The 24,956-nt window shown below is 46.3% G+C and carries 26 protein-coding genes and 1 pseudogene; 16 read left to right on the forward strand and 11 right to left on the reverse strand.

Annotated elements, in window-relative coordinates; all coding sequences use genetic code 11:
- Nucleotides 1-233 precede the first annotated feature (233 nt).
- Nucleotides 234-779, forward strand: coding sequence for a gamma carbonic anhydrase family protein (locus tag AB6E85_RS24765; RefSeq protein ID WP_048611258.1), 546 nt, complete (start codon nucleotides 234-236; stop codon nucleotides 777-779).
- Here AB6E85_RS24765 and AB6E85_RS24770 read toward each other — a convergent pair.
- The 4 genes from AB6E85_RS24770 to AB6E85_RS24785 form a co-directional block, all read right to left on the reverse strand.
- The gene (locus tag AB6E85_RS24770; RefSeq protein ID WP_333011998.1) at nucleotides 776-1,045 is read right to left on the reverse strand and encodes a DUF1488 domain-containing protein; all 270 of its coding nucleotides are present in this window, start codon (nucleotides 1,043-1,045) and stop codon (nucleotides 776-778) included. The two genes, AB6E85_RS24765 and AB6E85_RS24770, sit on opposite strands and share 4 nt — an antisense overlap.
- Nucleotides 1,046-1,062: 17 nt before the next feature.
- Nucleotides 1,063-1,893 carry a shikimate dehydrogenase gene (gene aroE / locus AB6E85_RS24775; protein WP_050647290.1) on the reverse strand — a complete coding sequence of 277 codons (831 nt, stop codon included), beginning with the start codon at nucleotides 1,891-1,893 and terminating at the stop codon, nucleotides 1,063-1,065.
- A gap of 75 nt (nucleotides 1,894-1,968) precedes the next feature.
- On the reverse strand, nucleotides 1,969-2,886 hold the full coding sequence (hemF, locus tag AB6E85_RS24780) for an oxygen-dependent coproporphyrinogen oxidase (RefSeq protein WP_086971938.1): 918 nt from the start codon (nucleotides 2,884-2,886) through the stop codon (nucleotides 1,969-1,971).
- A gap of 19 nt (nucleotides 2,887-2,905) precedes the next feature.
- On the reverse strand, nucleotides 2,906-3,463 hold the full coding sequence (locus AB6E85_RS24785) for an L-threonylcarbamoyladenylate synthase (RefSeq protein ID WP_333008624.1): 558 nt from the start codon (nucleotides 3,461-3,463) through the stop codon (nucleotides 2,906-2,908).
- Between the two features lie 195 nt (nucleotides 3,464-3,658).
- Between AB6E85_RS24785 and purE the strand changes: the two genes are divergently transcribed.
- Both purE and AB6E85_RS24795 read left to right on the forward strand, forming a co-directional pair.
- Nucleotides 3,659-4,144, forward strand: coding sequence for a 5-(carboxyamino)imidazole ribonucleotide mutase (gene purE / locus AB6E85_RS24790; protein ID WP_004735777.1), 486 nt, complete (start codon nucleotides 3,659-3,661; stop codon nucleotides 4,142-4,144).
- Nucleotides 4,145-4,149: 5 nt separating this feature from the next.
- Nucleotides 4,150-5,280, forward strand: a complete 1,131-nt coding sequence (locus AB6E85_RS24795; protein WP_372144636.1) for a 5-(carboxyamino)imidazole ribonucleotide synthase — start codon at nucleotides 4,150-4,152, stop codon at nucleotides 5,278-5,280.
- Nucleotides 5,281-5,386: 106 nt separating this feature from the next.
- On the opposite strand, the gene AB6E85_RS24800 is transcribed toward AB6E85_RS24795, so the two are convergent.
- Genes AB6E85_RS24800 through AB6E85_RS24815 form a run of 4 tightly spaced genes read right to left on the reverse strand, consistent with a single transcriptional unit; the run spans nucleotide 5,387 to nucleotide 8,648 of the window.
- Nucleotides 5,387-5,956 carry a type I DNA topoisomerase gene (locus tag AB6E85_RS24800; RefSeq protein ID WP_004735775.1) on the reverse strand — a complete coding sequence of 190 codons (570 nt, stop codon included), beginning with the start codon at nucleotides 5,954-5,956 and terminating at the stop codon, nucleotides 5,387-5,389.
- A 12-nt stretch (nucleotides 5,957-5,968) separates the two neighbouring features.
- A complete protein-coding gene (locus AB6E85_RS24805; protein WP_029235873.1) occupies nucleotides 5,969-6,445 on the reverse strand; it encodes a DUF494 family protein in 477 nt (158 codons plus the stop codon).
- Between the two features lie 2 nt (nucleotides 6,446-6,447).
- On the reverse strand, nucleotides 6,448-7,560 hold the full coding sequence (gene dprA, locus AB6E85_RS24810) for a DNA-processing protein DprA (protein ID WP_372144638.1): 1,113 nt from the start codon (nucleotides 7,558-7,560) through the stop codon (nucleotides 6,448-6,450).
- Complete coding sequence (locus tag AB6E85_RS24815) at nucleotides 7,557-8,648, reverse strand: LysM peptidoglycan-binding domain-containing protein (RefSeq protein WP_372144640.1); 1,092 nt, start codon at nucleotides 8,646-8,648, stop codon at nucleotides 7,557-7,559. The genes dprA and AB6E85_RS24815 overlap by 4 nt, the downstream gene beginning before the upstream one ends.
- A gap of 140 nt (nucleotides 8,649-8,788) precedes the next feature.
- Here AB6E85_RS24815 and def point away from each other — a divergent pair, with 140 nt between their 5' ends.
- The 6 genes from def to AB6E85_RS24845 all read left to right on the forward strand — a co-directional run bounded on the left by def (nucleotide 8,789) and on the right by AB6E85_RS24845 (nucleotide 15,303).
- Nucleotides 8,789-9,301: a peptide deformylase gene (gene def, locus AB6E85_RS24820; RefSeq protein ID WP_017058772.1), complete on the forward strand. Its 513-nt coding sequence runs from the start codon at nucleotides 8,789-8,791 to the stop codon at nucleotides 9,299-9,301.
- A gap of 37 nt (nucleotides 9,302-9,338) precedes the next feature.
- A complete protein-coding gene (gene fmt, locus AB6E85_RS24825; RefSeq protein WP_372144642.1) occupies nucleotides 9,339-10,286 on the forward strand; it encodes a methionyl-tRNA formyltransferase in 948 nt (315 codons plus the stop codon).
- 92 nt (nucleotides 10,287-10,378) lie between these two features.
- Entirely contained in the window at nucleotides 10,379-11,659 is a 1,281-nt protein-coding gene (gene rsmB / locus AB6E85_RS24830) for a 16S rRNA (cytosine(967)-C(5))-methyltransferase RsmB (protein WP_048618331.1), read from the forward strand.
- 109 nt (nucleotides 11,660-11,768) lie between these two features.
- Entirely contained in the window at nucleotides 11,769-13,145 is a 1,377-nt protein-coding gene (trkA, locus tag AB6E85_RS24835; RefSeq protein ID WP_372144644.1) for a Trk system potassium transporter TrkA, read from the forward strand.
- Nucleotides 13,146-13,225: 80 nt separating this feature from the next.
- A complete protein-coding gene (locus AB6E85_RS24840) occupies nucleotides 13,226-14,671 on the forward strand; it encodes a TrkH family potassium uptake protein (protein ID WP_052880500.1) in 1,446 nt (481 codons plus the stop codon).
- 26 nt (nucleotides 14,672-14,697) lie between these two features.
- Nucleotides 14,698-15,303, forward strand: a complete 606-nt coding sequence (locus AB6E85_RS24845) for a DUF3157 family protein (protein ID WP_372144646.1) — start codon at nucleotides 14,698-14,700, stop codon at nucleotides 15,301-15,303.
- On the opposite strand, the gene AB6E85_RS24850 is transcribed toward AB6E85_RS24845, so the two are convergent.
- Nucleotides 15,300-15,953 carry a hemolysin III family protein gene (locus AB6E85_RS24850; RefSeq protein WP_050642884.1) on the reverse strand — a complete coding sequence of 218 codons (654 nt, stop codon included), beginning with the start codon at nucleotides 15,951-15,953 and terminating at the stop codon, nucleotides 15,300-15,302. The two genes, AB6E85_RS24845 and AB6E85_RS24850, sit on opposite strands and share 4 nt — an antisense overlap.
- 156 nt (nucleotides 15,954-16,109) lie before the next feature.
- Nucleotides 16,110-16,901: a sporulation protein gene (locus AB6E85_RS24855; RefSeq protein WP_048610874.1), complete on the reverse strand. Its 792-nt coding sequence runs from the start codon at nucleotides 16,899-16,901 to the stop codon at nucleotides 16,110-16,112.
- Between the two features lie 283 nt (nucleotides 16,902-17,184).
- Here AB6E85_RS24855 and AB6E85_RS24860 point away from each other — a divergent pair, with 283 nt between their 5' ends.
- From AB6E85_RS24860 to AB6E85_RS24885, 6 genes are all read left to right on the forward strand, one after another.
- Complete coding sequence (locus AB6E85_RS24860) at nucleotides 17,185-17,352, forward strand: hypothetical protein (RefSeq protein ID WP_004739323.1); 168 nt, start codon at nucleotides 17,185-17,187, stop codon at nucleotides 17,350-17,352.
- Between the two features lie 131 nt (nucleotides 17,353-17,483).
- A complete protein-coding gene (locus tag AB6E85_RS24865; protein WP_009848104.1) occupies nucleotides 17,484-17,747 on the forward strand; it encodes a YihD family protein in 264 nt (87 codons plus the stop codon).
- 325 nt (nucleotides 17,748-18,072) lie between these two features.
- The gene (gene ccoG / locus AB6E85_RS24870; RefSeq protein WP_048610872.1) at nucleotides 18,073-19,491 is read left to right on the forward strand and encodes a cytochrome c oxidase accessory protein CcoG; all 1,419 of its coding nucleotides are present in this window, start codon (nucleotides 18,073-18,075) and stop codon (nucleotides 19,489-19,491) included.
- A gap of 73 nt (nucleotides 19,492-19,564) precedes the next feature.
- Entirely contained in the window at nucleotides 19,565-20,551 is a 987-nt protein-coding gene (locus AB6E85_RS24875) for a serine/threonine protein kinase (RefSeq protein ID WP_372144653.1), read from the forward strand.
- Nucleotides 20,552-20,606: 55 nt separating this feature from the next.
- The gene (locus tag AB6E85_RS24880) at nucleotides 20,607-21,206 is read left to right on the forward strand and encodes a thiol:disulfide interchange protein DsbA/DsbL (RefSeq protein WP_048610871.1); all 600 of its coding nucleotides are present in this window, start codon (nucleotides 20,607-20,609) and stop codon (nucleotides 21,204-21,206) included.
- Nucleotides 21,207-21,345: 139 nt separating this feature from the next.
- Nucleotides 21,346-22,302 carry a DUF2860 domain-containing protein gene (locus tag AB6E85_RS24885; protein WP_372144649.1) on the forward strand — a complete coding sequence of 319 codons (957 nt, stop codon included), beginning with the start codon at nucleotides 21,346-21,348 and terminating at the stop codon, nucleotides 22,300-22,302.
- A 63-nt stretch (nucleotides 22,303-22,365) separates the two neighbouring features.
- Here the strand turns inward: AB6E85_RS24885 and AB6E85_RS24890 are convergent.
- Nucleotides 22,366-23,697, reverse strand: a pseudogene (locus tag AB6E85_RS24890) (YifB family Mg chelatase-like AAA ATPase); the annotation flags it as partial.
- Between the two features lie 41 nt (nucleotides 23,698-23,738).
- Here AB6E85_RS24890 and AB6E85_RS24895 point away from each other — a divergent pair.
- Nucleotides 23,739-24,917 (forward strand): recombinase family protein, encoded by a 1,179-nt coding sequence (locus AB6E85_RS24895; protein WP_372144651.1) that lies wholly within the window; start codon nucleotides 23,739-23,741, stop codon nucleotides 24,915-24,917.
- The last annotated feature ends 39 nt before the right edge of the window (nucleotides 24,918-24,956 follow it).

Consider the following 24,956-nt stretch of genomic DNA (forward strand, 5'->3'; position numbering starts at 1 on the left):
CTTTTTTCAAGCGCTTAGCTTGGCTAATTTGACCTGCTGATTCGTTTTGGTTTCTTACGAAGCCTTCCCGTTTCAACGAGGTCGCATTATAGAGATTTCGATCACACTGGCAAGCCCTTTTTGAAGTTTTTCTTACTTTTTTGATTGTTCGAGCGTTTTTTGTTCAAAACACCCCATTTTCACTAGTATTCTCCTTAATTAAGGGCTTAAGGTGCCTATATAAAGGAGGATTTATGAGTTCAATACGCAGTTATAAAGGAATATCCCCTCAGATTGGACAAGGTGTCTATATAGATACAAGTTCAGTACTGGTTGGTGATATCAAAATCGGTAACGACTCTAGCGTGTGGCCTTTGGTTGCAGCTCGAGGGGATGTGAACCACATTCATATTGGAGAGAGAACGAATATCCAAGATGGTAGTGTCTTGCACGTCACCCATAAGAATGCAGAAAACCCTGAGGGTTATCCTCTATTAATAGGTAATGATGTCACTATCGGACATAAAGTAATGCTGCATGGCTGCACGATTGAAGATCGTGTACTTGTGGGTATGGGAGCGATCGTGTTGGATGGCGTGATTATCCAAAAAGAAGTGATGATTGGTGCTGGTAGCTTGGTGCCACCAAACAAAGTACTTGAAAGCGGTTATCTCTATGTAGGAAGCCCAGTAAAACAAGCTCGCCCATTAAATGATAAAGAGCGAGCCTTTTTACAGAAATCAGCTGACAACTATGTTCAGAATAAAAATGACTATCTAGACTCTGTGCTTCCAGTCTAAAGCGCTTTGATCTGAATCCGATTAGAGGAGTCATACTCCTCTTCTTCTATTAACTCTTCCGCTAGCTCTTCAATATCGAAACGTAACTCTGAAAAGATAACTAAAGCTTGATCGCCTTCTTCTATATCTCTTCCTGCCAATTGTGATAATTCCTCAATAGACATGAAACATTCAATCAATGCGCCCGACTGTTGTGCTGGGAACGTGATTGTTCGGCTCTCTTCATCCCAATCTTGGATATCAGGAAATAGAATTGATTGATTCATTTTTTATAAACACCTCATTACATCTCTAGGTTTTTACGTAATTCTCTTAAAATCTGTTTTGTTCCCGGACGAAGACCACGCCAAAGCATAAAGCTTTCTGCTGCCTGCCCCACTAGCATACCCAAACCATCATAAGCAGCATGAACACCATTATCTAATGCCCATTGATTGAATACCGTCGTTCCAGATCCATAAACCATGTCATAAACGGCGCTAGTAGAATTGAAAATCACCTCAGACACTTCAGGAAGCTGCCCGCTTAGACCAGATGAGGTAGAGTTAATAATGACATCAAAGCCTTCATTAACATCACTTAGCCCCATCCCCTTGATGTTGCCATGCGACGAAAACATCTCAGCCAGAAGTTCAGCCTTGGAGCTGGTTCGATTAGCGACCACCAGCTGTTGTGGCTTTTGGTCGAGAAGAGGTTGAATCACTCCTCTCGCAGCACCACCAGCGCCAAGAAGAAGAACACGTGCTCCTTTTAGCGTGACTTGATGTTGAAGCAGGTCTTGAACTAAGCCCTCACCATCGGTGTTATCACCAATGATCTCTCCATCATCTAACTTCTTAAGGGTATTTACGGCACCAGCTAGTTCAGCTCTCTCAGTTAGGCGATTGGCAAACTGATAGGCATCTTCTTTAAAAGGCGCTGTGACATTACACCCTCGACCACCTTCGCTGAAAAAGGTTTTGGCAGCAGTGATAAATTGACCATGCTCTGGCTGTAATGCTGTATAGGTAAGTTGTTGGCTGGTTTGGCGAGCAAATAATGTGTGAATGAATGGCGATTTGCTTTGCCCAATAGGGTTACCGAAAACGGCATAACGATCTACTTGCTGTGTCATATCCTTACCTAACAGAAATAAAAAAGGGTCATCTATATAGATGACCCTATCACTATCCCTATAAGGAAGGAAGAACTACCAAACTCGAGGCTTTAGGTAGTCGCTATAAAGCAGAGCTTCTGGTGAACCCGCTTGTGGTTCGTAGCGGTATTCCCAGCGAGCCAATGGCGGCATCGACATCAATATAGACTCTGTACGACCACCGCTTTGTAGACCAAATAGGGTGCCACGGTCATAGACTAAGTTAAATTCAACATAGCGGCCACGACGGTATAGTTGGAAGTCACGCTCACGTTCGCCATAAGGTGTCTGTTTGCGTCGTTCTACAATTGGTAAGTACGCCGCAGCAAAGCCCTCACCGACCGCCTGCATATAAGCAAAGCTCTTATCGAAGCCCCACTCATTTAAGTCATCAAAGAACAAACCACCCACACCACGTGTTTCATCTCTATGTGGAAGATAGAAGTACTTATCACACCATTCTTTGTGCTCTTGATAAACATCGTCACCAAATGGCGCACAAAGATCTTTGGCTGTTTGATGCCAAGATTGGCAGTCTTCGTCGACAGGATAAAATGGCGTTAAGTCAAAACCACCACCAAACCACCAAATCGGGTCTTCCCCTTCTTTTTCTGCGATGAAGAATCGAACGTTCGCATGTGAGGTTGGGATATATGGGTTTTTAGGGTGGATAACTAATGAAACCCCCATCGCCTCAAACTTACGTCCGGCTAATTCAGGGCGATGAGCTGTAGCTGAAGCGGGCATAGCCTTACCCGCTACGTGAGAGAAGTTAACCCCACCTTGCTCAAATACCGCACCGTTGGTCATCACTCGAGTTCGACCACCACCACCCAAGCGCTCGCCAGGTTCACGCTGCCATGCATCTTCTTCAAACAGAGCAGTGCCATCAGCTTGTTCAAGCTGCTGGCAAATCGAATCTTGTAGGCTCAGTAAAAACTGCTTTACTGCTTCTTTATCAATTGCTGACATCTTCCTTCCTCTGCAGGGTTTAACCCTGTCTTAATATTTTCGACGTTTTTGCATCTCTAATTTCGCTTGGCTTCTCACGACCACCCGTTTGACCCTCTAAAATAGCCACCAAATGTTGGCCAAGTTGCAGCTGAACTTCTTCAGTTGTCATACAAGGCGGCTCGCCGGTCAGGTTAGCACTGGTAGAGGTTAACGGCTTACCAAACTCATTACACATTCTTTGAACCAAAGGGTGATCCGTCACTCGTACCGCGATGGAATCAAACTGACCACTTACCCAGTCAGTAACTTTGCTGCTGGTTGGCATGATCCAAGTGACTGGACCTGGCCATGTCGCTTTCACTGTTGCCAACTGCACTTCCGTCAATTGGCTTTCATCAATGTAAGGTAACAGTTGCTCGTAACTCGCAGCAATTAAGATCAACCCTTTCTCGATCGGTCGCTGTTTTAGGTCGAGTAATTTCTTGATGGCTTGTGGATTATCGGGATCACAACCGACCCCAAAAACGCCTTCGGTCGGGTAAGCAATGACTTCACCTTGTTGTAATGCCTGCAAAGTATGTTGAAAGTTATCCACGGGTTGCCTCATTAATTCAGTTATCTAACTCACTAAGTGTACAAATTATCATTCACTGTGACTAAAGCTATTTGTTTATAAAATGTATCAATTAACAACTTAGACTGACGCAAACGTTTTCCTTAAGCAATTTTACCCGTATAATGCGCGCAAAATATCTAATCACTAATTAAATCGTACCTGAAGGAGTTTGAGATGACTGTCGGTATTATCATGGGTTCTAAATCTGATTGGCCAACAATGAAGCTAGCTGCAGAAATGTTGGATCAGTTTGGCGTGGCGTACGAAACAAAAGTGGTTTCCGCTCACCGCACACCTCAGTTGCTTGCAGACTACGCAACCAGTGCGAAAGAGCGCGGTATTAAAGTGATTATTGCTGGTGCTGGCGGTGCAGCGCACCTTCCGGGCATGGCTGCTGCTTTCACAAGCGTACCAGTTCTGGGAGTTCCAGTTCAGTCTAAAGCACTGAAGGGCATGGACTCTCTGCTTTCTATCGTACAGATGCCAAAAGGTATCGCGGTAGGTACTTTGGCTATCGGTGAAGCTGGCGCTGCCAATGCAGGCATCCTCGCAGCTCAAATCATTGGCACACACAATGAAGAAGTAATGGCAAAAGTAGAAGCGTTCCGTTCTGAGCAAACAGAAACGGTTCTGGCTAATCCAAACCCTGCAGAGGACTAATTCCCATGCATGTTCTTGTGTTAGGCGCGGGCCAACTTGCTCGCATGATGTCCCTAGCTGGGGCACCGCTGAATATTGAAATTTCTGCTTTTGATGTTGGCAGCAAAAATATTGTTCACCCATTAACGCAAGCGATTCTAGGTAACGGCTTAGAAAATGCGATTGAGCGTGCGGACGTCATTACTGCTGAATTCGAACATATTCCTCACGATGTACTTGAGGTGTGTGAACGCAGTGGTAAGTTCTTACCGACAACAGAAGCAATTAAAGCCGGCGGTGACCGTCGCCTTGAAAAAGCCCTGTTAGACGAAGCGAACGTGAAAAATGCCAAATACTACGTGATCAACTCTCGCGAAGACTTTGACGCTGCGATCGCTCACGTTGGCTTACCAATGGTATTGAAGAGCACACTGGGCGGTTACGATGGCAAAGGTCAATGGCGCTTAAAGACATTAGACAATGTTGACGCAACTTGGGCAGAAATGGCTGAGTGCATTGCCGCAACAGACAACCAAGCGATTGTAGCTGAAGAGTTTGTTCCGTTTGACCGCGAAGTATCACTGGTTGGTGCTCGTGGTACCAATGGCGAGATTCAAGTGTATCCACTGGCTGAGAATGTTCACACCGACGGCGTGTTGAGCTTATCAACAGCCATTGATGACATTGAACTGCAAGAGCAAGCGAAAGCCATGTTCACTGCTATTGCTGAGCGCCTAGATTACGTTGGTGTGCTAGCACTTGAGTTCTTTGATGTTCAAGGTTCACTACTTGTTAATGAGATTGCACCTCGTGTTCATAACTCGGGCCACTGGACGCAACAAGGTGCAGAGACTTGTCAGTTTGAGAACCACCTACGTGCCGTATGTGGTATGCCACTAGGCAGCACCAAACTGATTCGCCCAACCGCAATGATCAACATTCTTGGTGAAGATACCCTACCTGAAGCTATTCTGGCTCAAGGTGGCTGTCATGTTCATTGGTATGGCAAAGAGAAGCGTGCGGGTCGAAAGATGGGCCACATTAACGTAAGCGCTGACTACAACGCAGAGCTGCAAAGAGCGTTATGCTCATTGGCTGATATTCTTGATAAGCAAGCCTACCCTGCTGTGCATGAGTTTGCTGAGCAGATGAAGTAAGCCTACATTGACTTATTTGATATAAAAAGTTCATTGGATATAGAAACGGCGCTCATTGAGCGCCGTTTTTTTATTTCTGGTCATCCACTTACTGTGATTAGTATTACTACTGAGATTGAATGTGATGACACTTGCGATCAGCACATTGCTTCTTAGTGCCACTGGCCGTTTTCTTCTCCAGTAACAGTGGGAACTGGCACTCTTCACAGCGACCTATAACAGGTGGCTGATTAACGGCGAACTTACACTTAGGGTAGTTATCACACGCATAAAAGGTTTTGCCATAGCGAGATTTACGCTCAACCAAGTGACCTCGACCACACTCAGGGCAAGCAACAAGTGGCTGCTCTTCAGGTTGTTCTTTCGGTTGATCCAAAGATTCGATGTGATTACACGTTGGGTAACTACTACAACCAATGAACATCCCAAAGCGACCTTGCCTTAATACCAATTCGTTTTGGCATTTAGGACACGGCACGCCCAGCTCTTTCACCACATGACCATCATTTTGATGAAGAGGCTTGATGTAATCACAACTCGGATACTGCTTACAGCCTAAAAATGGACCGTGCTTACCATGGCGAAGCTGAAGCTCTCCACCACACTGTGGACATGGTTCATGCTCTAACGCATGTTCATGTGCTGAAAAAAGCTGATTATCAATCTTACTACTCATGACAAGCCTGTATTAATGCAAGATACCTTGCTCTTTGGTGTACAACAGCTCTTCCATTTGCGTGTAAGCACTTTCATTACCCGGCACATTAAATAGCACCATTAAGATAATCCATTTCAGATCATCCAATTCAAATTCGTTGGTCTCAAGACCCATCACACGATCAATCACCATTTCACGAATCTCTGTCGTGAGCACGTTGATCTGTTCAAGGAACAATAAGAAGCCTCGACACTCCATATTAATACGTGAAATCTCTCGACTGGTATAAACACGCATCGAGGTATTGGAGCACATAGTAATCGCCGCTTGGTTGTCAGTATCTTGCAGTGCAGCAAGATCTTCTAACCAATGGAGGGCCTTATAAATATCATCTTGGTGAAACCCTGCTCGAAGAAGCTCATCTTCCAGTTCGTCTTGATCCACCTGCAATTCAGAATCGCTATGGATGTAGGTTTCAAACAAGTACATCAGTATGTCCATCATCATAGCTAGCCTCTCCCCTTTCGAATATAGCCACCGGAAACTGCAACAACATGCCCTAAGAGCTCAAGCTCTAAAAGCTGCATCATGACCTCATGCACAGGTATATGGGTTCTCTGTGCCAAAATATCAACGGGTGTCGCCTCTAATCCTACGTTAGCTAACAGCTGTGGAAATGGCAATTGTTCATTTTCAATCTTGTTCGACGTAGGTTCGAACAAACTGGGCTGCTGATCTATAGACCAGTCTAACAGACTCTTTATTTCAATTAGAACATCTTGAGCGCTCTGTACCAAACATGCCCCAGCCTTAATTAAACTGTTGCCCCCGCGACTGGTTGGGTTATGAATCGAACCGGGAAGCGCAAACACTTCGCGACCTTGCTCCATCGCATAACGCGCCGTAATCAGAGAACCGCTTTTCTCAGCCGCCTCAACGACGAGAGTCCCCAAAGACAACCCACTTATAATACGGTTACGCCGAGGGAAATGTTCAGGTCGTGGCTTAGCGCTTGGGCGGAATTCAGAGATCAGCGCGCCATTCTCACAAATTCTATCCGCTAGATTTCGGTGACGTGCAGGGTAAATGGAGTCTAAGCCTGAGCCCAACACAGCAAAAGTTTCCCCTCCTTTATCTAGAGCACCATCATGAGCATAACCATCAATACCGAGCGCTAAGCCACTGGTGACAATCAAGCCATTTTGCACAAACTCTTTGGCGAAGGACTTCGCGGTTTGCAGCCCTTCGAGACTGGCGTTACGACTGCCGACCATCGCGATTTGAGGCTCAATCAGTTTTTCAAGATGACCTTTAACGAAAAGCACGCTTGGTGCAGAGGCTGTCTCGTTCAGCAGTTTGGGATAATGCGGGCAATTAGGGGTAATGATGTGATGGTTGGGCTGCCTTGCTTGCCACGCCAGGCAAGCCTCCACTTCTCTAGGGGCTTGCTGTCTTAAGTAGGATATTTGCTTGGCTGACAAACCAATCGCTTGTAGCTGTTGGCTGGAGTAACCAACAATATTCGATGGGGAATCAACACTCAGCAGACGAGAAAGACGCTTACCACCCAGTTGTGGAACAAAGCTCAGCGAGAGCCAAGCGATCAGTTGTTGCTCATTCACTCGGTGCCCTTAACCTCTTCCGTCAACGCAAGATCTAAAGGCGATACCGCCAGAATGTCATTACTAACCGGCTTAGAGCTTTGAGTGATCAACGCCAAGCTAAAATACTCGTAAGGGCGAATGACCATCAAGCTACCGAGTGAGGTACTTGGCAATTGCACCTTATCGCTCGCTGCTGATTCTTTATAGCTGTATTCACCTTGCTTACCAAACACCACAGCTCCGCTTTCACTGAGCGTAAACATAGAGCCTTGGCGAAGATTGTCCTGTGAGCCTTTGTTGATAACAACAACCTGATTCTTTGCGCTGTATTGGCTGCCATCCAATGAACCCAAGATATTAGCAAACTGACCCGCAGCACTAGGCGCGGGGTAAAACGTGGTTGAGAGCTTCACCTGATCAACACCAAGCTCTGGTAACACGAGATCGTTAAGCAGCACCTCTTGCAGCTGAGTCTCTATCTGTAAGCTGCTGAACTCAGCATCCACTTCTTTTAAGCGTGCCGTGGCGACCAAACGCAACGAGGTCATACTCGCTTGAGGTTGCTGTCGCTGGTAGGTTTCAACGGCACGGTAGATGCCCCACTTTTGATGTTGTTGGTTACCCGAGATAAACAACCGGTCTTCACCCGATAAGAATCTCTTTCCATCACTCGTCCCTAACACTCGTTGAGCCGATTGAATGTCTTGCAGTTCAACCAAGCGATCAGATTGTAGATAAGGCAGAACCAACCCCTCATTGACGGTTGGCACCGCTGTCTTCTCCGAGACACGAATCTTAGGGCTCAGCTTGATAACCGGTTTAAGACTCAATACCGGCTCACCATTAATCCAAACCAAAGACAGTTTATCTCCGGGATATATAAGATGAGGGTTTTCTACCTCAGGGTTTACCTGCCATAACCTTGGCCACAACCACGGGCTATCGAGATACATCGCGGAGATATCCCATAAGGTATCGCCCTTTACCACCACATATGCCTCAGGTGCGCCCTGCTTAATGATTAAAGATTGAGCACTATTTTCAGCCGTAGCGGCGAACGAAAGCGAGGCACAAACAAGAGAAAAAATGGGAGAAAAATGACGCATGACCTAGGTTCCTTGGTCTGAATATATGACATCTGATTTGAGAATTACCTTCAGGATGCTGTCATTTGACCTCTAAAATGTCTAGAATTGAGCCAACAAGGTTTAAGCTGTTTCGGCACAGTTCAATATTTCGAGTGTATATGTCTGTATTACAAGTATTAACATTACCAGATGATCGTCTACGTACCGTGGCGAAACCGGTAAAAGAAGTTACCCCAGAGATTCAAAAGTTCGTTGATGACATGATTGAAACCATGTACGACGAAGAAGGTATCGGCCTTGCGGCAACGCAAGTAGATTTCCACCAACGCATCGTTGTTATCGATATTTCAGAAACACGTGATGAGCCAATGGTGCTTATCAACCCTGAAATTACTGAGAAGCGCGGCGAAGATGGTATCGAAGAAGGCTGCCTATCTGTACCAGGCGCTCGAGCTCTAGTACCTCGCGCTGCAGAAGTAACGGTTAAAGCACTAGACCGTGACGGCAACGAATTCACATTCGACGCTGACGACCTTCTGGCTATCTGTGTTCAGCACGAACTTGACCACCTAGAAGGCAAGTTGTTTGTTGATTACCTATCGCCACTAAAGCGTAAACGTATCCAAGATAAGCTAGCGAAGATTAAACGTTTCAACGAGAAACAAGGTTAATAACCGCTGCTATTACTAAATTAGAAGGAAGCCTACCTTGAGTCAGTCTTTAAGAATTGTCTTTGCAGGTACTCCGGATTTCGCCGCCCGTCACTTGGCGGCGTTGTTGTCTTCGGAGCATGAAGTTGTTGCTGTTTACACACAGCCAGATCGCCCAGCAGGCCGCGGTAAAAAACTCACTGCGAGCCCAGTAAAAAACATCGCACTTGAAAACAATATTCCGGTTTACCAACCAGAAAACTTCAAGTTAGATGAGGCTAAGCAAGAGCTAGCTGAATTGAACGCTGACATCATGGTTGTTGTCGCTTACGGCTTATTGCTTCCGCAAGTTGTATTAGATACACCTCGCTTAGGTTGTATCAACGTACATGGCTCTATCCTACCGCGCTGGCGTGGTGCTGCTCCGATTCAGCGCTCTATCTGGGCGGGTGATAAAGAGACAGGCGTGACGATCATGCAGATGGATATTGGCCTAGATACTGGCGATATGCTAAGCATCGCAACGCTGCCTATCGAAGTGACAGATACTAGCGCATCAATGTACGAGAAATTAGCGGGTCTTGGCCCTGACGCTCTTGTTGAGTGTTTAGCTGACATCGCTTCTGGCAAAGCGGTTGCAGAGAAGCAAGACGATGAGCTTGCTAACTACGCGAAGAAGCTAAGCAAAGAAGAAGCGCGTATCAACTGGAGTGATGAAGCAGCTCATATTGAGCGCTGCGTTCGTGCCTTCAACCCATGGCCAATGAGCCACTTTGAAGCTGCTGAGAACAGCATTAAAGTATGGCAAAGCCGTGTGGCAGAGCAAACTTCTGATAAGCCTGCAGGTACCATTCTGCAAGCAGATAAAACTGGTATCTATGTAGCGACAGGGCAAGGCGTACTTGTTCTTGAACAACTGCAAGTTCCAGGTAAAAAAGCCATGTCAGTTCAGGATATCTTGAACTCACGTGCAAGCTGGTTTGAAGTTGGTACTCAACTTTCTTAATCCGCTTTTAAAGCTGTTAATTACGCAGCTTAGAAAACCTTTACGAGGGCAGAGATGCCCTCATGTATTCAAATAAATATTCGGTACCCCTCATGAATGTTCGCGCTGCTGCTGCAAATGTCCTATTCCAAGTTGTCGATAAAGGCCACTCTCTTTCACACGCTCTCCCTGCGGCTCAAAAAACGATCCGTCCGCGAGACCATGCTCTACTGCAAGAGATTTGCTACGGCGCACTTCGTTACCTGCCTCGTTTAGAGTCAATCGCTAACGAACTGATGGAAAACCCGCTTAAAGGTAAGAAGCGTGTATTCCACCACCTAATCTTGGTGGGTATTTACCAACTAAGCTTCATGCGTATCCCTTCGCACGCCGCAGTTGCTGAAACGGTTGAGGGCACTAAAACACTGCGCGGTCCAAGCCTGAGTGGTTTGATCAACGCTGTGCTACGTAGCTACCTACGTGACCAAGAAGAACTAGACGAAAAAGCCGTTAGCCACAATGCAGGCAAATACGGCCACCCAAGCTGGATTCTAAAAATGCTTCAAGAGAGCTACCCAGATCAATGGGAGCAACTAATTGAAGCCAACAACAGCAAGGCACCAATGTGGCTGCGCGTTAACCGCCAACACCACACTCGTGACGAGTATGTTGAACTGCTTAAAAACGAAAACATTGAATACACATTGCACCCAGAAGCAGCCGATGCCATAAAATTAGCTGCACCTTGTGATGTTACTTTGCTTCCTGGCTTCGACAGAGGTTGGGTATCAGTGCAAGACGCTGCCGCTCAACTTTCGGTTGATTACCTAACACCAAAAGATGGTGAGCTGATCCTAGATTGTTGTGCTGCGCCAGGTGGTAAAACAGCACACATTCTTGAGCACACTCAAGATACTGAAGTGGTTGCGATTGACTGCGACATCAAACGTCTAGACCGCGTTTACGATAACCTTGAGCGTCTACAACTGCGTGCCGACGTAATTTGTGGTGATGCTCGCTACCCAGAAGAGTGGTGGATGGGTGATAAGTTCGACCGTATCCTACTTGATGCACCTTGTTCAGCGACAGGCGTAATTCGCCGTCATCCTGACATCAAGTGGCTACGTCGTGCATCTGACATTGATGCACTGGCTGAACTGCAAAGCGAAATTATGGATGCAATGTGGCGTCAGCTAAAAGAAGGCGGCACCATGGTTTATGCGACATGTTCTATCACGCCGCAAGAAAACGTGCTGCAAGTGAAGGCATTCCTAGCACGTACTGAGAACGCAACGCTGGTTGGGTCTGATATCGAAAATCCGGGTCGTCAAATACTACCTGGAGAAGAAGATATGGATGGCTTCTACTACGCAGTTCTAGTAAAACAGGCATAACAACTAACAGCGGCTAAGAATTTATTTCTTAGCCGCTGTTTCTTTCTAGTGCATTATCAAAATAAAGTTAGATAACTAGAATTACCACGGTAAAGAAAAGAGAAAGGCTATGAAGATCATTATCCTAGGTGCTGGACAAGTTGGCGGTACCCTTGCTGAAAACCTGGTTGGTGAAAACAACGACATCACCATTGTCGACCGTAACGCTGACCGACTTCGTGAACTTCAGGATAAGTACGACCTTAGGGTTGTAAACGGTTATGCCAGCCACCCAAACACACTACGTGAAGCGGGTGCGCAAGATGCCAACATGTTAGTTGCCGTAACTAACATGGATGAAACCAACATGGCTGCGTGTCAGGTTGCTTTCTCTCTTTTCAATACGCCGAACCGAATTGCTCGTATTCGTTCTCCTCAATACCTAGAAGAGAAAGAAGCGCTATTCAAATCAGGTGCTATCCCAGTCGATCACCTGATCGCACCCGAAGAGCTAGTGACCAGCTACATCGAGCGCCTGATTCAATACCCAGGTGCCCTGCAGGTTGTGAGTTTTGCTGAACAGAAAGTTAGCCTAGTAGCAGTAAAAGCCTACTACGGTGGTCCACTGGTCGGTAACGCACTGTCTGCTTTGCGTGAGCACATGCCGCACATCGATACTCGTGTAGCTGCTATTTTCCGTCAAGGTCGCCCTATTCGCCCACAAGGCACTACCATCATAGAAGCCGATGATGAGGTTTTCTTTGTGGCAGCGAGTAACCATATCCGCTCAGTAATGAGTGAGCTACAGCGCCTAGAGAAACCGTACCGCCGCATCATGATTGTCGGTGGTGGTAACATTGGTGCAAGCTTGGCGAAACGTCTTGAGCAGAGCTACAGCATCAAGCTTATCGAACGCAGCTACACTCGTGCCGAGAAGCTGTCTGAAGAATTAGAAAACACCATCGTATTCTGTGGCGATGCAGCCGACCAAGAACTGCTAACCGAAGAGAACATCGATCAAGTGGACGTGTTCATTGCCCTAACCAATGAAGATGAAACCAACATCATGTCAGCGATGCTGGCGAAGCGAATGGGTGCCAAGAAAGTAATGGTGCTGATTCAGCGTGGCGCTTACGTCGACCTTGTTCAGGGTGGTGTGATTGATATTGCTATCTCCCCACAACAAGCGACGATTTCTGCACTGCTTACTCACGTTCGTCGTGCTGATATTGTAAACGTATCATCTCTACGTCGCGGCGCTGCTGAAGCGATTGAAGCCATTGCTCACGGTGACGAAACCACATCTAAAGTGGTTGGCCGAGCGATTGGCGACATCAAACTACCACCGGGCACCACTATTGGTGCAATTGTTCGCGGAGAAGAAGTACTTATCGCGCACGATAGAACCGTAATCGAACAAGATGACCACGTAGTGATGTTCCTAGTGGACAAGAAATACGTACCTGATGTTGAGTCTCTATTCCAACCGAGCCCGTTCTTCTTATAGCCTTGTTCTCGTAAGCTTGCTCTCACAACCTTCTTCAGGTGAGAACAACGCTTCGGCTCAAAGCGATGGTCTATTAAGCTATGGTCAACTTTCGTCCGATATTATTAGTGATAGGGTTAGTGTTATCAAAACTCGCCCTTTTCATGTACATCCCCACATTGGTTGCCTTTTTTACAGGCACCGGTGGCTTCCTCGAGTTTGGTCAATCAGTAGTGATCACGCACATAGTGGCGTTCATCTGCTTGAGCTTGGGCCGTTCAGCTAAGTTCCGACTTGGGGTGCGGGACATGTTCCTGATCACCTCTCTGGTATGGACGATAGCCAGTGCCTTTGCTGCACTGCCGTTTGTCTTCATCAACCACATCAGCTTCACTGACGCCTATTTTGAAACCATGTCTGGTATCACCACAACAGGCTCAACCGTATTAAGCGGCTTAGACAGCATGGCACCAAGCATTCTGTTGTGGCGTTCTATACTGCAATGGTTAGGTGGTATAGGCTTCATCGTTATGGCGGTAGCGGTTCTGCCAATGCTCAACGTCGGTGGTATGCGACTGTTCCAAACCGAATCATCCGATTGGTCAGATAAAAGCAGCCCACGAGCGAAAACGGTCGCGAAGAACATCGTGGCGGTTTATCTGGTTCTGACAGGCTTGTGCATCATTAGCTACCTGTTTGCAGGCATGGGCATCTTTGACGCGATCAATCATGCCTTCACAACACTGTCTACGGGTGGTTACTCAACATCAGATGGCTCAATGAACCACTTCTCTAACAGTGCTCACTGGGTGGGAACCCTGTTCATGTTCCTTGGCGGTCTGCCATTCCTACTGTTTGTTGGCGCACTGCGTGGTAGAAAACTCTCAATCCTCTACAAAGACGCGCAAGTGAGAGGCTTCACCTATCTATTCTTAGTCACCAGTGCCGTGATATCGACATGGTTGGTGGTTAGAGATGGCTACACAGTCATGGATGCGATGCGTGTTTCGATGTTCAACATTGTGTCCGTAGTTACCACTACCGGTTTTGGCTTAGAAGACTTCACCGCGTGGGGCGCTTTGCCTACCACGCTGTTTGCCTTTTTAATGATGGCGGGCGCGTGCTCAGGTTCAACCTCTGGCGGTATCAAAATCTTCCGCTTCCAGATCGCGATGACCATGCTCCACAAACAAATGATGAAACTGATTCACCCGTCGGGTGTATTTGTTCAACGCTATAACCAACGACCTGTGAATGACGACATTGTGCGTTCACTGGTCGCATTTGGTTTGATGTTCTTTATTACGATTATCTTAATTGCAGGTGGCTTGAGCGCGATGGGGCTTGATCCCGTAACCAGTATATCTGGCGCTATCACAGCCGTTGCTAACGTTGGTCCAGGTATGGGCAGCGTGATCGGTCCAACCGGGAACTTTGCTCCATTGCCCGACGCCGCTAAATGGTTGCTAAGCTTAGGAATGCTGATGGGGCGACTTGAGATATTGACGCTCATTGTTCTATTTTTCCCAGCCTTTTGGCGACGCTAACCAAGCACAAAATCAAGGAAACACAGATGAAATCATACGTACTTCTCGCTGGCGCATTGATCGCAAACTCAGTATTCGTAAGTTCTGCCTTTGCTGATCAAATGGTCACATTGCCTGATGGCAAACAAGTGTTACTCAAAGATGATTTTACTTGGCAATACGTGGCACCAAAGCAAACGGAAGCAGCAGCGACAACATCAGAGATCGCAGTGCCTGTTTCAGCAGCGCCTATTGCAGCAGCCCCTGTCGTCGCCGTACCTGTCGCAACGAACACGCGTGGCACTACGATTGTGGTTAATAGTAAAAAGCCTAGCTTACAGCTCTCTCAGTCAGGAGTGGATGTTGTACTGGGTGCAAGTCGCTATGAAGATGGTGAGCTTATCATTCCGACAGCCATCACCAACCAAGGCACTCAAGCGGTTATTTTGGTATCACTTAACATCAGCGTATTTACTGCAGAAGGTGAGTTGTTGGCAGAAGAAGAAGTTGCAGTGTGGAAATCAATCAAACGAATGGCCGACACATACCTGCGACCAAAGACGGGTGAAGAAGGCAAGCTAATCAAGCTCGACCTAGAACAACACCCTGAATATCAGATTAAAGCAGAGATTACTGAGGTACTAGCTCGCTAAACCGGAGTCACGTACAAATAAATAGCGAAGAAATGGCAAGCGCAGCCCGCCAAAACAAACAAGTGCCAGATGGCATGGTTGTAAGGGATGCGTTTGGCCACATAGAAAATAACACCCAACGAGTAGATCACGCCGCCGAGCGCCAATAACACCAAGCCGCCCATCTCGATATTCATCGCCAGTTGATACACCACAATCAACGACAACCAGCCCATCGCTAAATAAATGAACAGCGATAGACGCTTAAATCGGTAGACGAAGGCAATCTTCATGATGATACCGACCAGCGCAATTCCCCAGATAACCGCCATCAAGCCCATCGCTAATGGGGTTCTTAAGCCAACCAATAAAAACGGGGTGTAGCTACCTGCGATGAGTAAGTAAATTGCACAGTGATCGAGGGTTTTCAATAAACGCTTGGTTTTTTCTGTGGTGATCGAGTGATAAAGCGTGGAAGCAAGAAAGAGCAGGATAATGCTGCTGCCATAGATTGCCATACTGGCAACAGTCAACATGTCGGCTTGGTAATCAAACGCGCGAACCAGCAACAAGATCAGACCAACCACGCCAAGTACGACGCCCAAGCCATGGGTTATCGCATTAGCGCGTTCTTCGATGTCACTGTATTCGCTAGCTGATGATGCAGACATGAGTATCCTACTAGAGTAAATGTTCAATTGACCTAGTATTGCACATTAAGCTTACACGTGTAAGCTTAAATTTTTATGACATCTTTTATGACATTAATAACGCCTAAACTGTGTGGTGAGGCTTGGCTCTCTAAAGCTAAAGAACCAAAAAGCTGACTAAGAGGCGCTATCTAGATACTCAAGCACCATCTTGCCGGCTTCTTCCGGTGAGGTATCCAATGGCACACTCAATTGACGCTGTAGCTGACCCACTCCCAATAAACTCGCCAACATACCTTTAGCACCGTCGCGATTACGGTCTATCTCAAACCACAACTTAAGCTCGGTTTCATCACGATGGGCAACAACCTCAAGCTCACGCCAGCGGCCATGATAAGGACCCGTCGTCGGGACAAACTCAAACTCTTGTACAAAAGGCAATTCAAAGCCTTCTACCGCTTCACATTCCACTTGGCGAATGCGCAGCCCTTGAGCTTCAAGTTCATTAAAAATACCATCAAGGAGTGCGTCAGGGCGCACCGTTAAGATGTCTTTATCCGATGGATCAATCGCCATCGCAATATCGAGCCCGGTTTCTAGCCACACCTTTGAATCACCAATCGTGACCGGTGTGTTCAGCGGGACATCAAACTCACATTCAAAATCACGGGTTTCACCCGGCTGAATAACAAAGGCATACGGCAGGCTCCATTTGGCCAACGAGTATGTCTGGTGCATTCGACGTGTTTGACCACCCTCTTGCCTTTGCGAGTTCATGGTAACTTCTTTGACGTAACGACAGCACAAGTTGAGATCGATATTGTCGATCTCTTGTGGCTGAGCGCCACCATAGACATGCACAATAATGCTCGCCTTCTTGCCTGGATAAAGCACTTCCTGTTGCAATACAGAATCCACCTTGGCAGATCCAATTCCAAAACTTGCTAACGTTTTCTTTAAGAACGACATATGCACCTCCTTTAAAGCATCATCTTAAGCCTGAAAGAGGTTCAAACTCAAATATACTGCTCACACTATTTTAGCTCTAATATCGTCTATTTATCACTCAGGCGTCGATCGATAACTTAGATAGTGATAATCTAAGCCTTGATATGCATGCATATCATTATCCTGATTTATTCTTCGGATTGGCGAAAGCCAGACGAGTGACGCTTCAAGCAATTGAGGTGGAGCTCATGGTAAATCAGGCCATTAGATTGGCAATGGATATGCCTGACCGTTAGGTAAATTAATGCGCCCAACAGCTGTCAGGTTCTCGCACACCAACCGTAGTGCGATGCGTCGTCGTAGTGGCTTTGTTGCTGCTCCAACGGCTAAGAAATTGGCTCCTACAATGACTCTAGTTGAGAAGACTGCTTTATTAGCACCGACTACAACGAAAGTGATTAAAGCCGCTTAACAAAAAGCGCAGTTTTTACTGCGCTTTTTTCTTGCCCGCTCCCATCTTGAAATGTGTTTACACATTGGTATTCCCTACCCGATTTGATACCTTAGCCACAAATCATTATAAAATTTGTGGAGAAATAAAGTATGAAGTGTCACCGCATTGAAGAACTGCTTGAACTGATGGAGCCTGAGTGGCAGAAAGATCAAGAGCTTAACCTATTAGAGTTCATCATTAAGCTATCAAAAGAAGCGGGCTACCAAGGCAAGCTTGAAGAACTGACTGACGATGTTCTTATCTACCACCTAAAAATGCGCAACAGCGAAAAAGATGAAATGATTCCAGGCCTGAAAAAAGACCAAGAAGATGATTTCAAAACCGCAATTCTAAAAGCACGTGGCCTTCTTTAGTCGCCCGTTTGTTTAGAGCTCAATTGCCGTATAGATAAAACACTCAATTTAAAAAGCGACCACCAGGTCGCTTTTTTGTTTCTGTTCGCTATTTTTTCGTCACAACTGTTATGACTTTTGTTGTTAAAGGTTGATAGCGTTAAAGAAATGAGAACAAGATTGTCGCTATAATCGCCATCCATAAGAATCTTCTAAAATAATAAGAGTGAGTGCGATAACAACAAATGCACCAAGCTCAATTTCAACAGGTTCTCTAAACCATACTTTCAAGTAATGTCGTCATGCCCGACTTAACCGGGCAAACAAGCCACAAAAAGGATAGTCCATGAGTCAGGATAAAATCGATATCAAAGATGTGACTCCTAAAACCTTTAACCCGAAAACACATAAAGGTAATGGAGATCGATTTAACCCAAGTAACCGAATCTATGTTCGAGAAAGCAAAGGTAAATTCCAACAACTGCGTCGCTATGGCGGTTGGTTCTTACTTTTACTTTTTGCGCTTATCCCGTGGATTCCCTTTGGTGAACGCCAAGCGATCTTGCTCGATATCGGCAGCCAACAGTTCAACTTCTTTGGCACAACGTTATACCCGCAAGATCTGACCCTACTCGCGATCCTATTTATGATTGCCGCGTTTGGCTTATTCTTCATAACCACCTTCTTAGGCCGTGTCTGGTGTGGCTATTTATGCCCACAAACCGTCTGGACCTTCATGTACATCTGGTTCGAAGAGAAGCTAGAAGGTGCTGCCAATAAGCGAAGAAAACAAGACTCGGGAAAACTGACGAGCAATTTAATCCTCAGAAAAACCCTCAAACACATTGCGTGGTGGGCGATTGCCATTGCGACGGGCTTAACCTTTGTTGGTTACTTCATCCCAATCAAAGAGTTAGTGGTTGGCTTCTTTACCTTTAACTCGTCTTTCTGGCCGGTGTTTTGGGTACTGTTCTTTGCTGGATGTACTTATGCCAATGCGGGTTGGATGCGTTCTATTGTTTGTCTGCACATGTGTCCTTACGCACGTTTCCAGTCGGCAATGTTCGATAAAGACACCTTCATCGTTGGTTACAACACAGAACGCGGTGAAAGCCGTGGCCCTCGCTCTCGTAAAGCTGACCCAAAAGAGCTTGGTCTAGGCGACTGTATTGACTGTAATCTGTGTGTACAAGTGTGCCCTACGGGTATCGATATCCGTGACGGCCTGCAATACGAGTGTATTAACTGCGGCGCATGTATCGATGCCTGTGATAACACCATGGAGCGTATGGGCTACGAGAAAGGCCTGATCAACTACACCACCGAGCACAGACTTGAAGGTCACTCGACCAAGGTAATGCGTCCCAAGCTATTGGGCTATGGTGCCATCTTGATCGTGATGCTGGGCTTGTTCTTCGCCCAAATCGCGAGCGTTGATCCCGCTGGCCTAAGTGTTCTGCGTGACAGAAACCAGCTGTTCAGAGTCAATAACCAAGGGTTGGTTGAAAACACCTACACCTTGAAAGTGATCAACAAGACTCAACAAGAGCAAGAGTACAAGCTCGATGTTAGCGGACTGCCCAATGCTATCTGGTACGGCAAACAGACGATTACTGTCGATCCAGGCGAGGTTTTGAACCTACCTATCAGTTTAGGCGCCGACCCAGAAAAACTGAGCTCACCAGTTTCGACAATTCAGTTTATACTCTCGGATAATGAAGAGTTTACGATGGAAGTCGAAAGCCGCTTTATCAAGAAGCTCTGATACCCGCACCTTAGTGCTTGGTATAACAACCCAATAAATGGAAAAAGGCTCAGTAATGAGCCTTTTTTATTCTATGACGATGCAAGCCTTTAACTTTGATAACCTGACTCCTGACTTCATGTGGTACGCACTGGAGAGCATCGGAGTTCGCGCTGAATCCGGGCTTCTCGCTCTCAACAGTTACGAAAACCGTGTCTATCAGTTCACCGATGAAGACCGTAAGCGCTACGTCGTTAAGTTTTATCGTCCGCAACGCTGGAACAAGGCACAGATCCAAGAAGAGCATGACTTCGCACTCGAGCTTATCGAACAAGAGATGCCAGTTGCGCCTCCAATGCGAATCAACGGTGCAACCTTACATGAATACCAAGGCTACCTATTTGCACTATTTGAAAGTGTTGGCGGCAGACAGTATGAAGTCGACAATCTAGATCAATTGGAAGGTGTTGGACGTTTTCTTGGTCGTATTCATAAAGCCAGCGCGGGAAAAACATTCCAGCACCGCCCGACCATCAGCTTAGATGAATACCTTTATCAGCCACGTAAGATTCTAGAGAACTCTCAGTTTATCCCAACACACTTAGAGAACGCCTTCTTCAATGACGTCGACCTTCTGATCAAAGAGCTAGAGTGCCAGTGGCCGAGCAACATTGAGAATATCCGCCTGCATGGTGACTGCCACCCAGGCAATATCTTGTGGCGCGATGGGCCAATGTTCGTCGACCTTGATGACGCTCGTAACGGCCCTGCGATACAAGATCTGTGGATGCTGCTTAATGGCGAACGCCAAGACAAGCTGATGCAACTGGATATTTTGCTCGAGAGTTACCAAGAATTTTGCGATTTTAATACCGCACAACTGAAACTAATCGAACCACTACGCGGTCTACGTATGGTGCATTACATGGCATGGTTGGCGAAACGATGGCACGATCCTGCGTTTCCTCTGGCCTTCCCGTGGTTTAATGATCCGAAATATTGGGAGCAACAAGTACTTGCTTGTAAAGAGCAAATTGCTACCCTGCAAGAGCCACCACTTTCGTTAATGCCTCAGTGGTAACAGCAATCGCAACATACAACTAGATAAAAATTCAAACATAATGGAGATTGGATAAATGAAAAAGCTATTCGCATTTTTCTCATTGATCATGTTGAGCCTTTCAGCTCACGCTGCGAAATTTAACGAAGGTGAACACTACAAAGTTCTCGACCTAGAAGCATCAAAAAAACCAATGGTGACAGAGTTCTTCTCTTTTTACTGCCCACACTGTAATAGCTTTGAGCCAATCATCCAGCAGCTAAAACAACAGCTACCTAAAGACGCTAAGCTACAGAAGAACCATGTTTCATTCATGGGTGGCAACATGGGTCTGCCAATGAGCAAAGCTTACGCGACAATGATTGCACTGAAAGTTGAAGACAAAATGGTGCCAGTGATGTTTAACCGCATCCACACCATGAACAAGCCACCACGTGATGAAGAAGAACTACGTCAAATTTTCCTAGACGAAGGCGTTGATGCGAAGAAGTTCGATGCTGCGTATAACGGCTTTGCAGTAGATTCTATGGTTCGTCGCTTCGACAAAGCATTCAAAGACAGCGGTCTTTCAGGTGTACCCGCTGTTGTGGTTAACAACCGCTACCTAGTAGAAGCTCAAGGTATCAACTCTCTTGATGAGTACTTCGAGCTGGTGAACTTCTTATTGAAGAAGTAAGTCATTGATGAAAGGAAGCTTCGGCTTCCTTTTTTTTGCTTGTTCAAAAATCATCATTGATAAATAATTAACCTGGAAGTTTAAAGCTTTACTGCTATTAATAACCCGTCCTAAGAACCGGTGGGCAAGGAGCCCTTGAATGAAAATAAAAATAACTCTCTTGGCATTGAGCGTTGCGGCTTCTCCCGCTTTTGCCAAGCTTGCAGACCAACAAGGTTTCAGTGGTGAAATCTCTATCAATACCGGGGTTGCCTCTTCCACCTCAAACTTTAATACCGATGCTGATAGCAATCTTTCATCTAAAGATCAGAAGGCTTCTTCAGAAAGCTCGTTTCTTGTCGCCCCTTTAGGCAGTGTTGCTTATACCTTTGGTGAGAAGCTAAATCACCAGGTTTACACGGGTACCGCTCGTGATGACGTAGCTACGGGTACTGTTGTGCTAGAGGTTGGTTATAAATACCAGCTTGAATCTGGGATGGTGATCGACGCTTCACTGCTACCAACCATTATGTCAGGTGAGACCTGGGCTGATCCGTACAACACCACATCAGCTCGCACAAAGACAGATGAAACTGGCAATGCCTTTCGTTTGAAGCTTAGCAGCATTGCAGGCTCAGCTTTCTCGCTAGACATGGCCTATGCGACAAAAGATGTCGACAACGATGATATTCAAGAGCAAGAGCTCAAACGAGATGCCAATACGCTCTACTTGAAAGGTCAATATCGCCTGCCACTCAGTCGTACCATGATGCTTATTCCATCCGTTATCTATCAAACACGTGATGCTGATGGTAAAGCTGAGTCTTACGACCAATTCGGTGGTGAGGTAAGCTTGTTTGGTGGCATGGGGCGTCACCAGTACGCACTAACAGCGGGTTACAACCAACGCTCTTACGATGCGAGCAACCCGATCTACGACAAGAAACGCAGCGACGACAATATCAACCTATTCGCCGCCTATGAGTATGATCAATTCATGGATTGGGAAAACTGGTCGTTTATTTCACTAGCGGGCTACGGTACCAGCGACTCGAACATTACCTTCTACGACGAGTCTCAATATATCGTTTCAGTTGGCTTGAACTACAAGTTCTAACCTTAGCGAGTATGCACTGCAATCCAACGAAAGCCTGCATCTAAGCAGGCTTTTTTCTGCTTGCTACACAGCTTGAGCCGTGAGTTGCTTCAGCAAGCGATCCATCGCTCGATAGCCAAGCGCTTCCGATAGATGCTTCTTTTCGATCTGCTCGTTACCGTCAAGGTCGGCAATGGTTCGTGCCACCTTAATAATTCGATGATAAGCACGAATCGACAGACCCAGTCGGTGCAACGCCGTTTCCAGAAACTCCGCATCCTCGCGTCTTAACGGGCAATACTTCTCAATTTCTCGGCTACCTAACAGTGCATTCGATTTATGGTTGCGAGATAGCATCAACTCACGCGCCTGCCTGACCCTTTGCTTTACCACTTGAGTCGTTTCCCCACGGTCACCACCCTCAGCGAGCATGCCTTTAGGAAGCAATGGGATCTCTAACGACATATCGAATCTATCCAATAACGGCCCTGATAGTCGATTGAGGTAACGCAGTATGATCTGTGGGTTGGCGCGCGCCTGGTTACCTTCGTAATAACCCGTAGGGCTTGGATTGAGTGCACCAACCAATTGAAAGCGAGCAGGAAAACGAGTCTTGCCCGCAACACGAGAGATAATGATCTCTCCTGACTCTAATGGTTCTCGTAATGAATCAAGCACCTTACGTTCAAACTCCGGCATTTCATCCAAGAACAATAAGCCGTTATGCGCCAAAGAGATCTCTCCGGGGCGAGGCACTGAGCCACCACCCACCAATGCTGCCATCGAACTGGAATGGTGTGGGGAGCGAAAAGGTCGTTGCTTCCAGTTGTATTGATTGATCTCTTGTTGCGTTAACGAGGCCACCGACGCGGTTTCCATCGCCTCGTCATCACTCATTTCAGGTAGCAAGTCACGCAGTCGAGAAGCGAGCATGGTCTTGCCGGTTCCGGGCGGGCCAAGAAACAATAAGTTGTGATTCCCAGCTGCGGCTATCTCCAGAGCTCGCTTGCCTTGTTGTTGGCCGATAATATCTTGTAGGTCGCGAAGCTCTGAAACATCAGCCTGATGATATTCCGTTCTATATAGGCCAAGCTGAGCCTGTCCACACATGTCAGCGCAAACCTCCAACAAGGTTTGTGCAGATTTATGCGCTCCCTTGCCCACCAGCGCAGCCTGATCACCGTTATGATGTGGGACAACTAAACATCGCTCGACACTATCGGCGGCTAACGTCGCAGGCAACACACCCTTTACTGAGCGTAATTCTCCTGACAACGCCAACTCACCGATGAATTCATGCTGAGCTATTTTTGATGTCGGAAGCTGATCGGATGCGACTAAAATCCCAAGCGCGATGGGCAGGTCAAAACGGCCTCCCTCTTTGGGCAAATCGGCAGGGGCGAGGTTGACCGTAATATGTTACTTTAGGTGGGAAACCCATAAGGCAACCAAGAACAATGGCGATTGCATATAGTTACATTCGATTCAGTAGTAAAGCTCAAGCAGATGGCGATAGCCTGCGCAGACAGTTGAGGCGGTCAAAGGAGTGGTGTGAAAGAAATAAGATTGAGCTATCAGACAAGAATTTTCAAGACTTAGGCATAAGTGCTTTTGTAGACAAGATACGTCCAAGCTTAGATGACTTGTTTGCAGCTATTCAGGTCGGTTCGATTGTCGAGGGTGACTATATAATCCTTGAGAACTTAGACCGACTAAGTAGACAGGGAATCGACCACACCCAAGAAATGCTACGTAAAATCTTGCGGAGTGGTGTGAATGTTGTTGATTTGACCAATCAACTCGAACTAGACAAACAAAGCTTAAACGACTTACCGAGTGTTATACGTGTCGCGATTGCTGCTGACCTAGCTTATCAGGAGAGCAAGAAAAAGAGTGAGCGCGTTCTAGCAGCTAAAGCAGCGCAAAGAAGGCTTGTTCGAGAAGGTAAGGTAATAAACAAACGTCTACCTTTCTGGATTAAGAAATCAGATAAGTATGAGCTAAATGATAAAGCTGATATTGTCAGAGAGATTATCAGTCTTAGAGCAAGCGGAGTCGGATATCATAAAATAGCTATGAACCTGAACGGTGTGTATAACGCACCAAAGGCAAAACACTGGTCAGATACAACAATCAGAGAGATTGTTAAGTCTCGCGCTCTGTACGGCAGTATGGTCGACAAAGACGGAGAGATAGAAAACGTGTTTCCACCTCTAATCTCATTCACCGAATGGCAAGCTATTCAATCTAAAAACATAAGCTGCGCGGGCGGATATACAAAACACAATCACTTAGCTCGATTGGTTAAATGTGAATGTGGCGCAGCGATGAGCAAAAAGATTCAGAAGAGCAAGACCAAAACCAAAACCAAAACACACGTTTATAACACTTGGATTTGCACAGCTTCTTTAGTTGGTGCGTGTGATAAGAAACGCGTTATTCGAGACTTAGACATAGATGTGTTTAAAGGTCTAAATCATTTAAAAATAAACAAAACTCAATTGAGTGGCGACCTAGACCGAATCAATAAACAAATCGAAAAGAAAGACGAACGCATAAAAGAGCTTGAGGGCGAACTATTAAAAGATGGTGCACCCATAGCGATTCTTGCTACAGCAATCACTAATACCAATTAAAGTAAAAATGTGATCTAATTAAGATTGATGAATTATTGT

This window comes from Vibrio sp. 10N.247.311.51 (assembly GCF_041467855.1).
In the GTDB taxonomy this organism is placed as follows: domain Bacteria; phylum Pseudomonadota; class Gammaproteobacteria; order Enterobacterales; family Vibrionaceae; genus Vibrio; species Vibrio coralliirubri.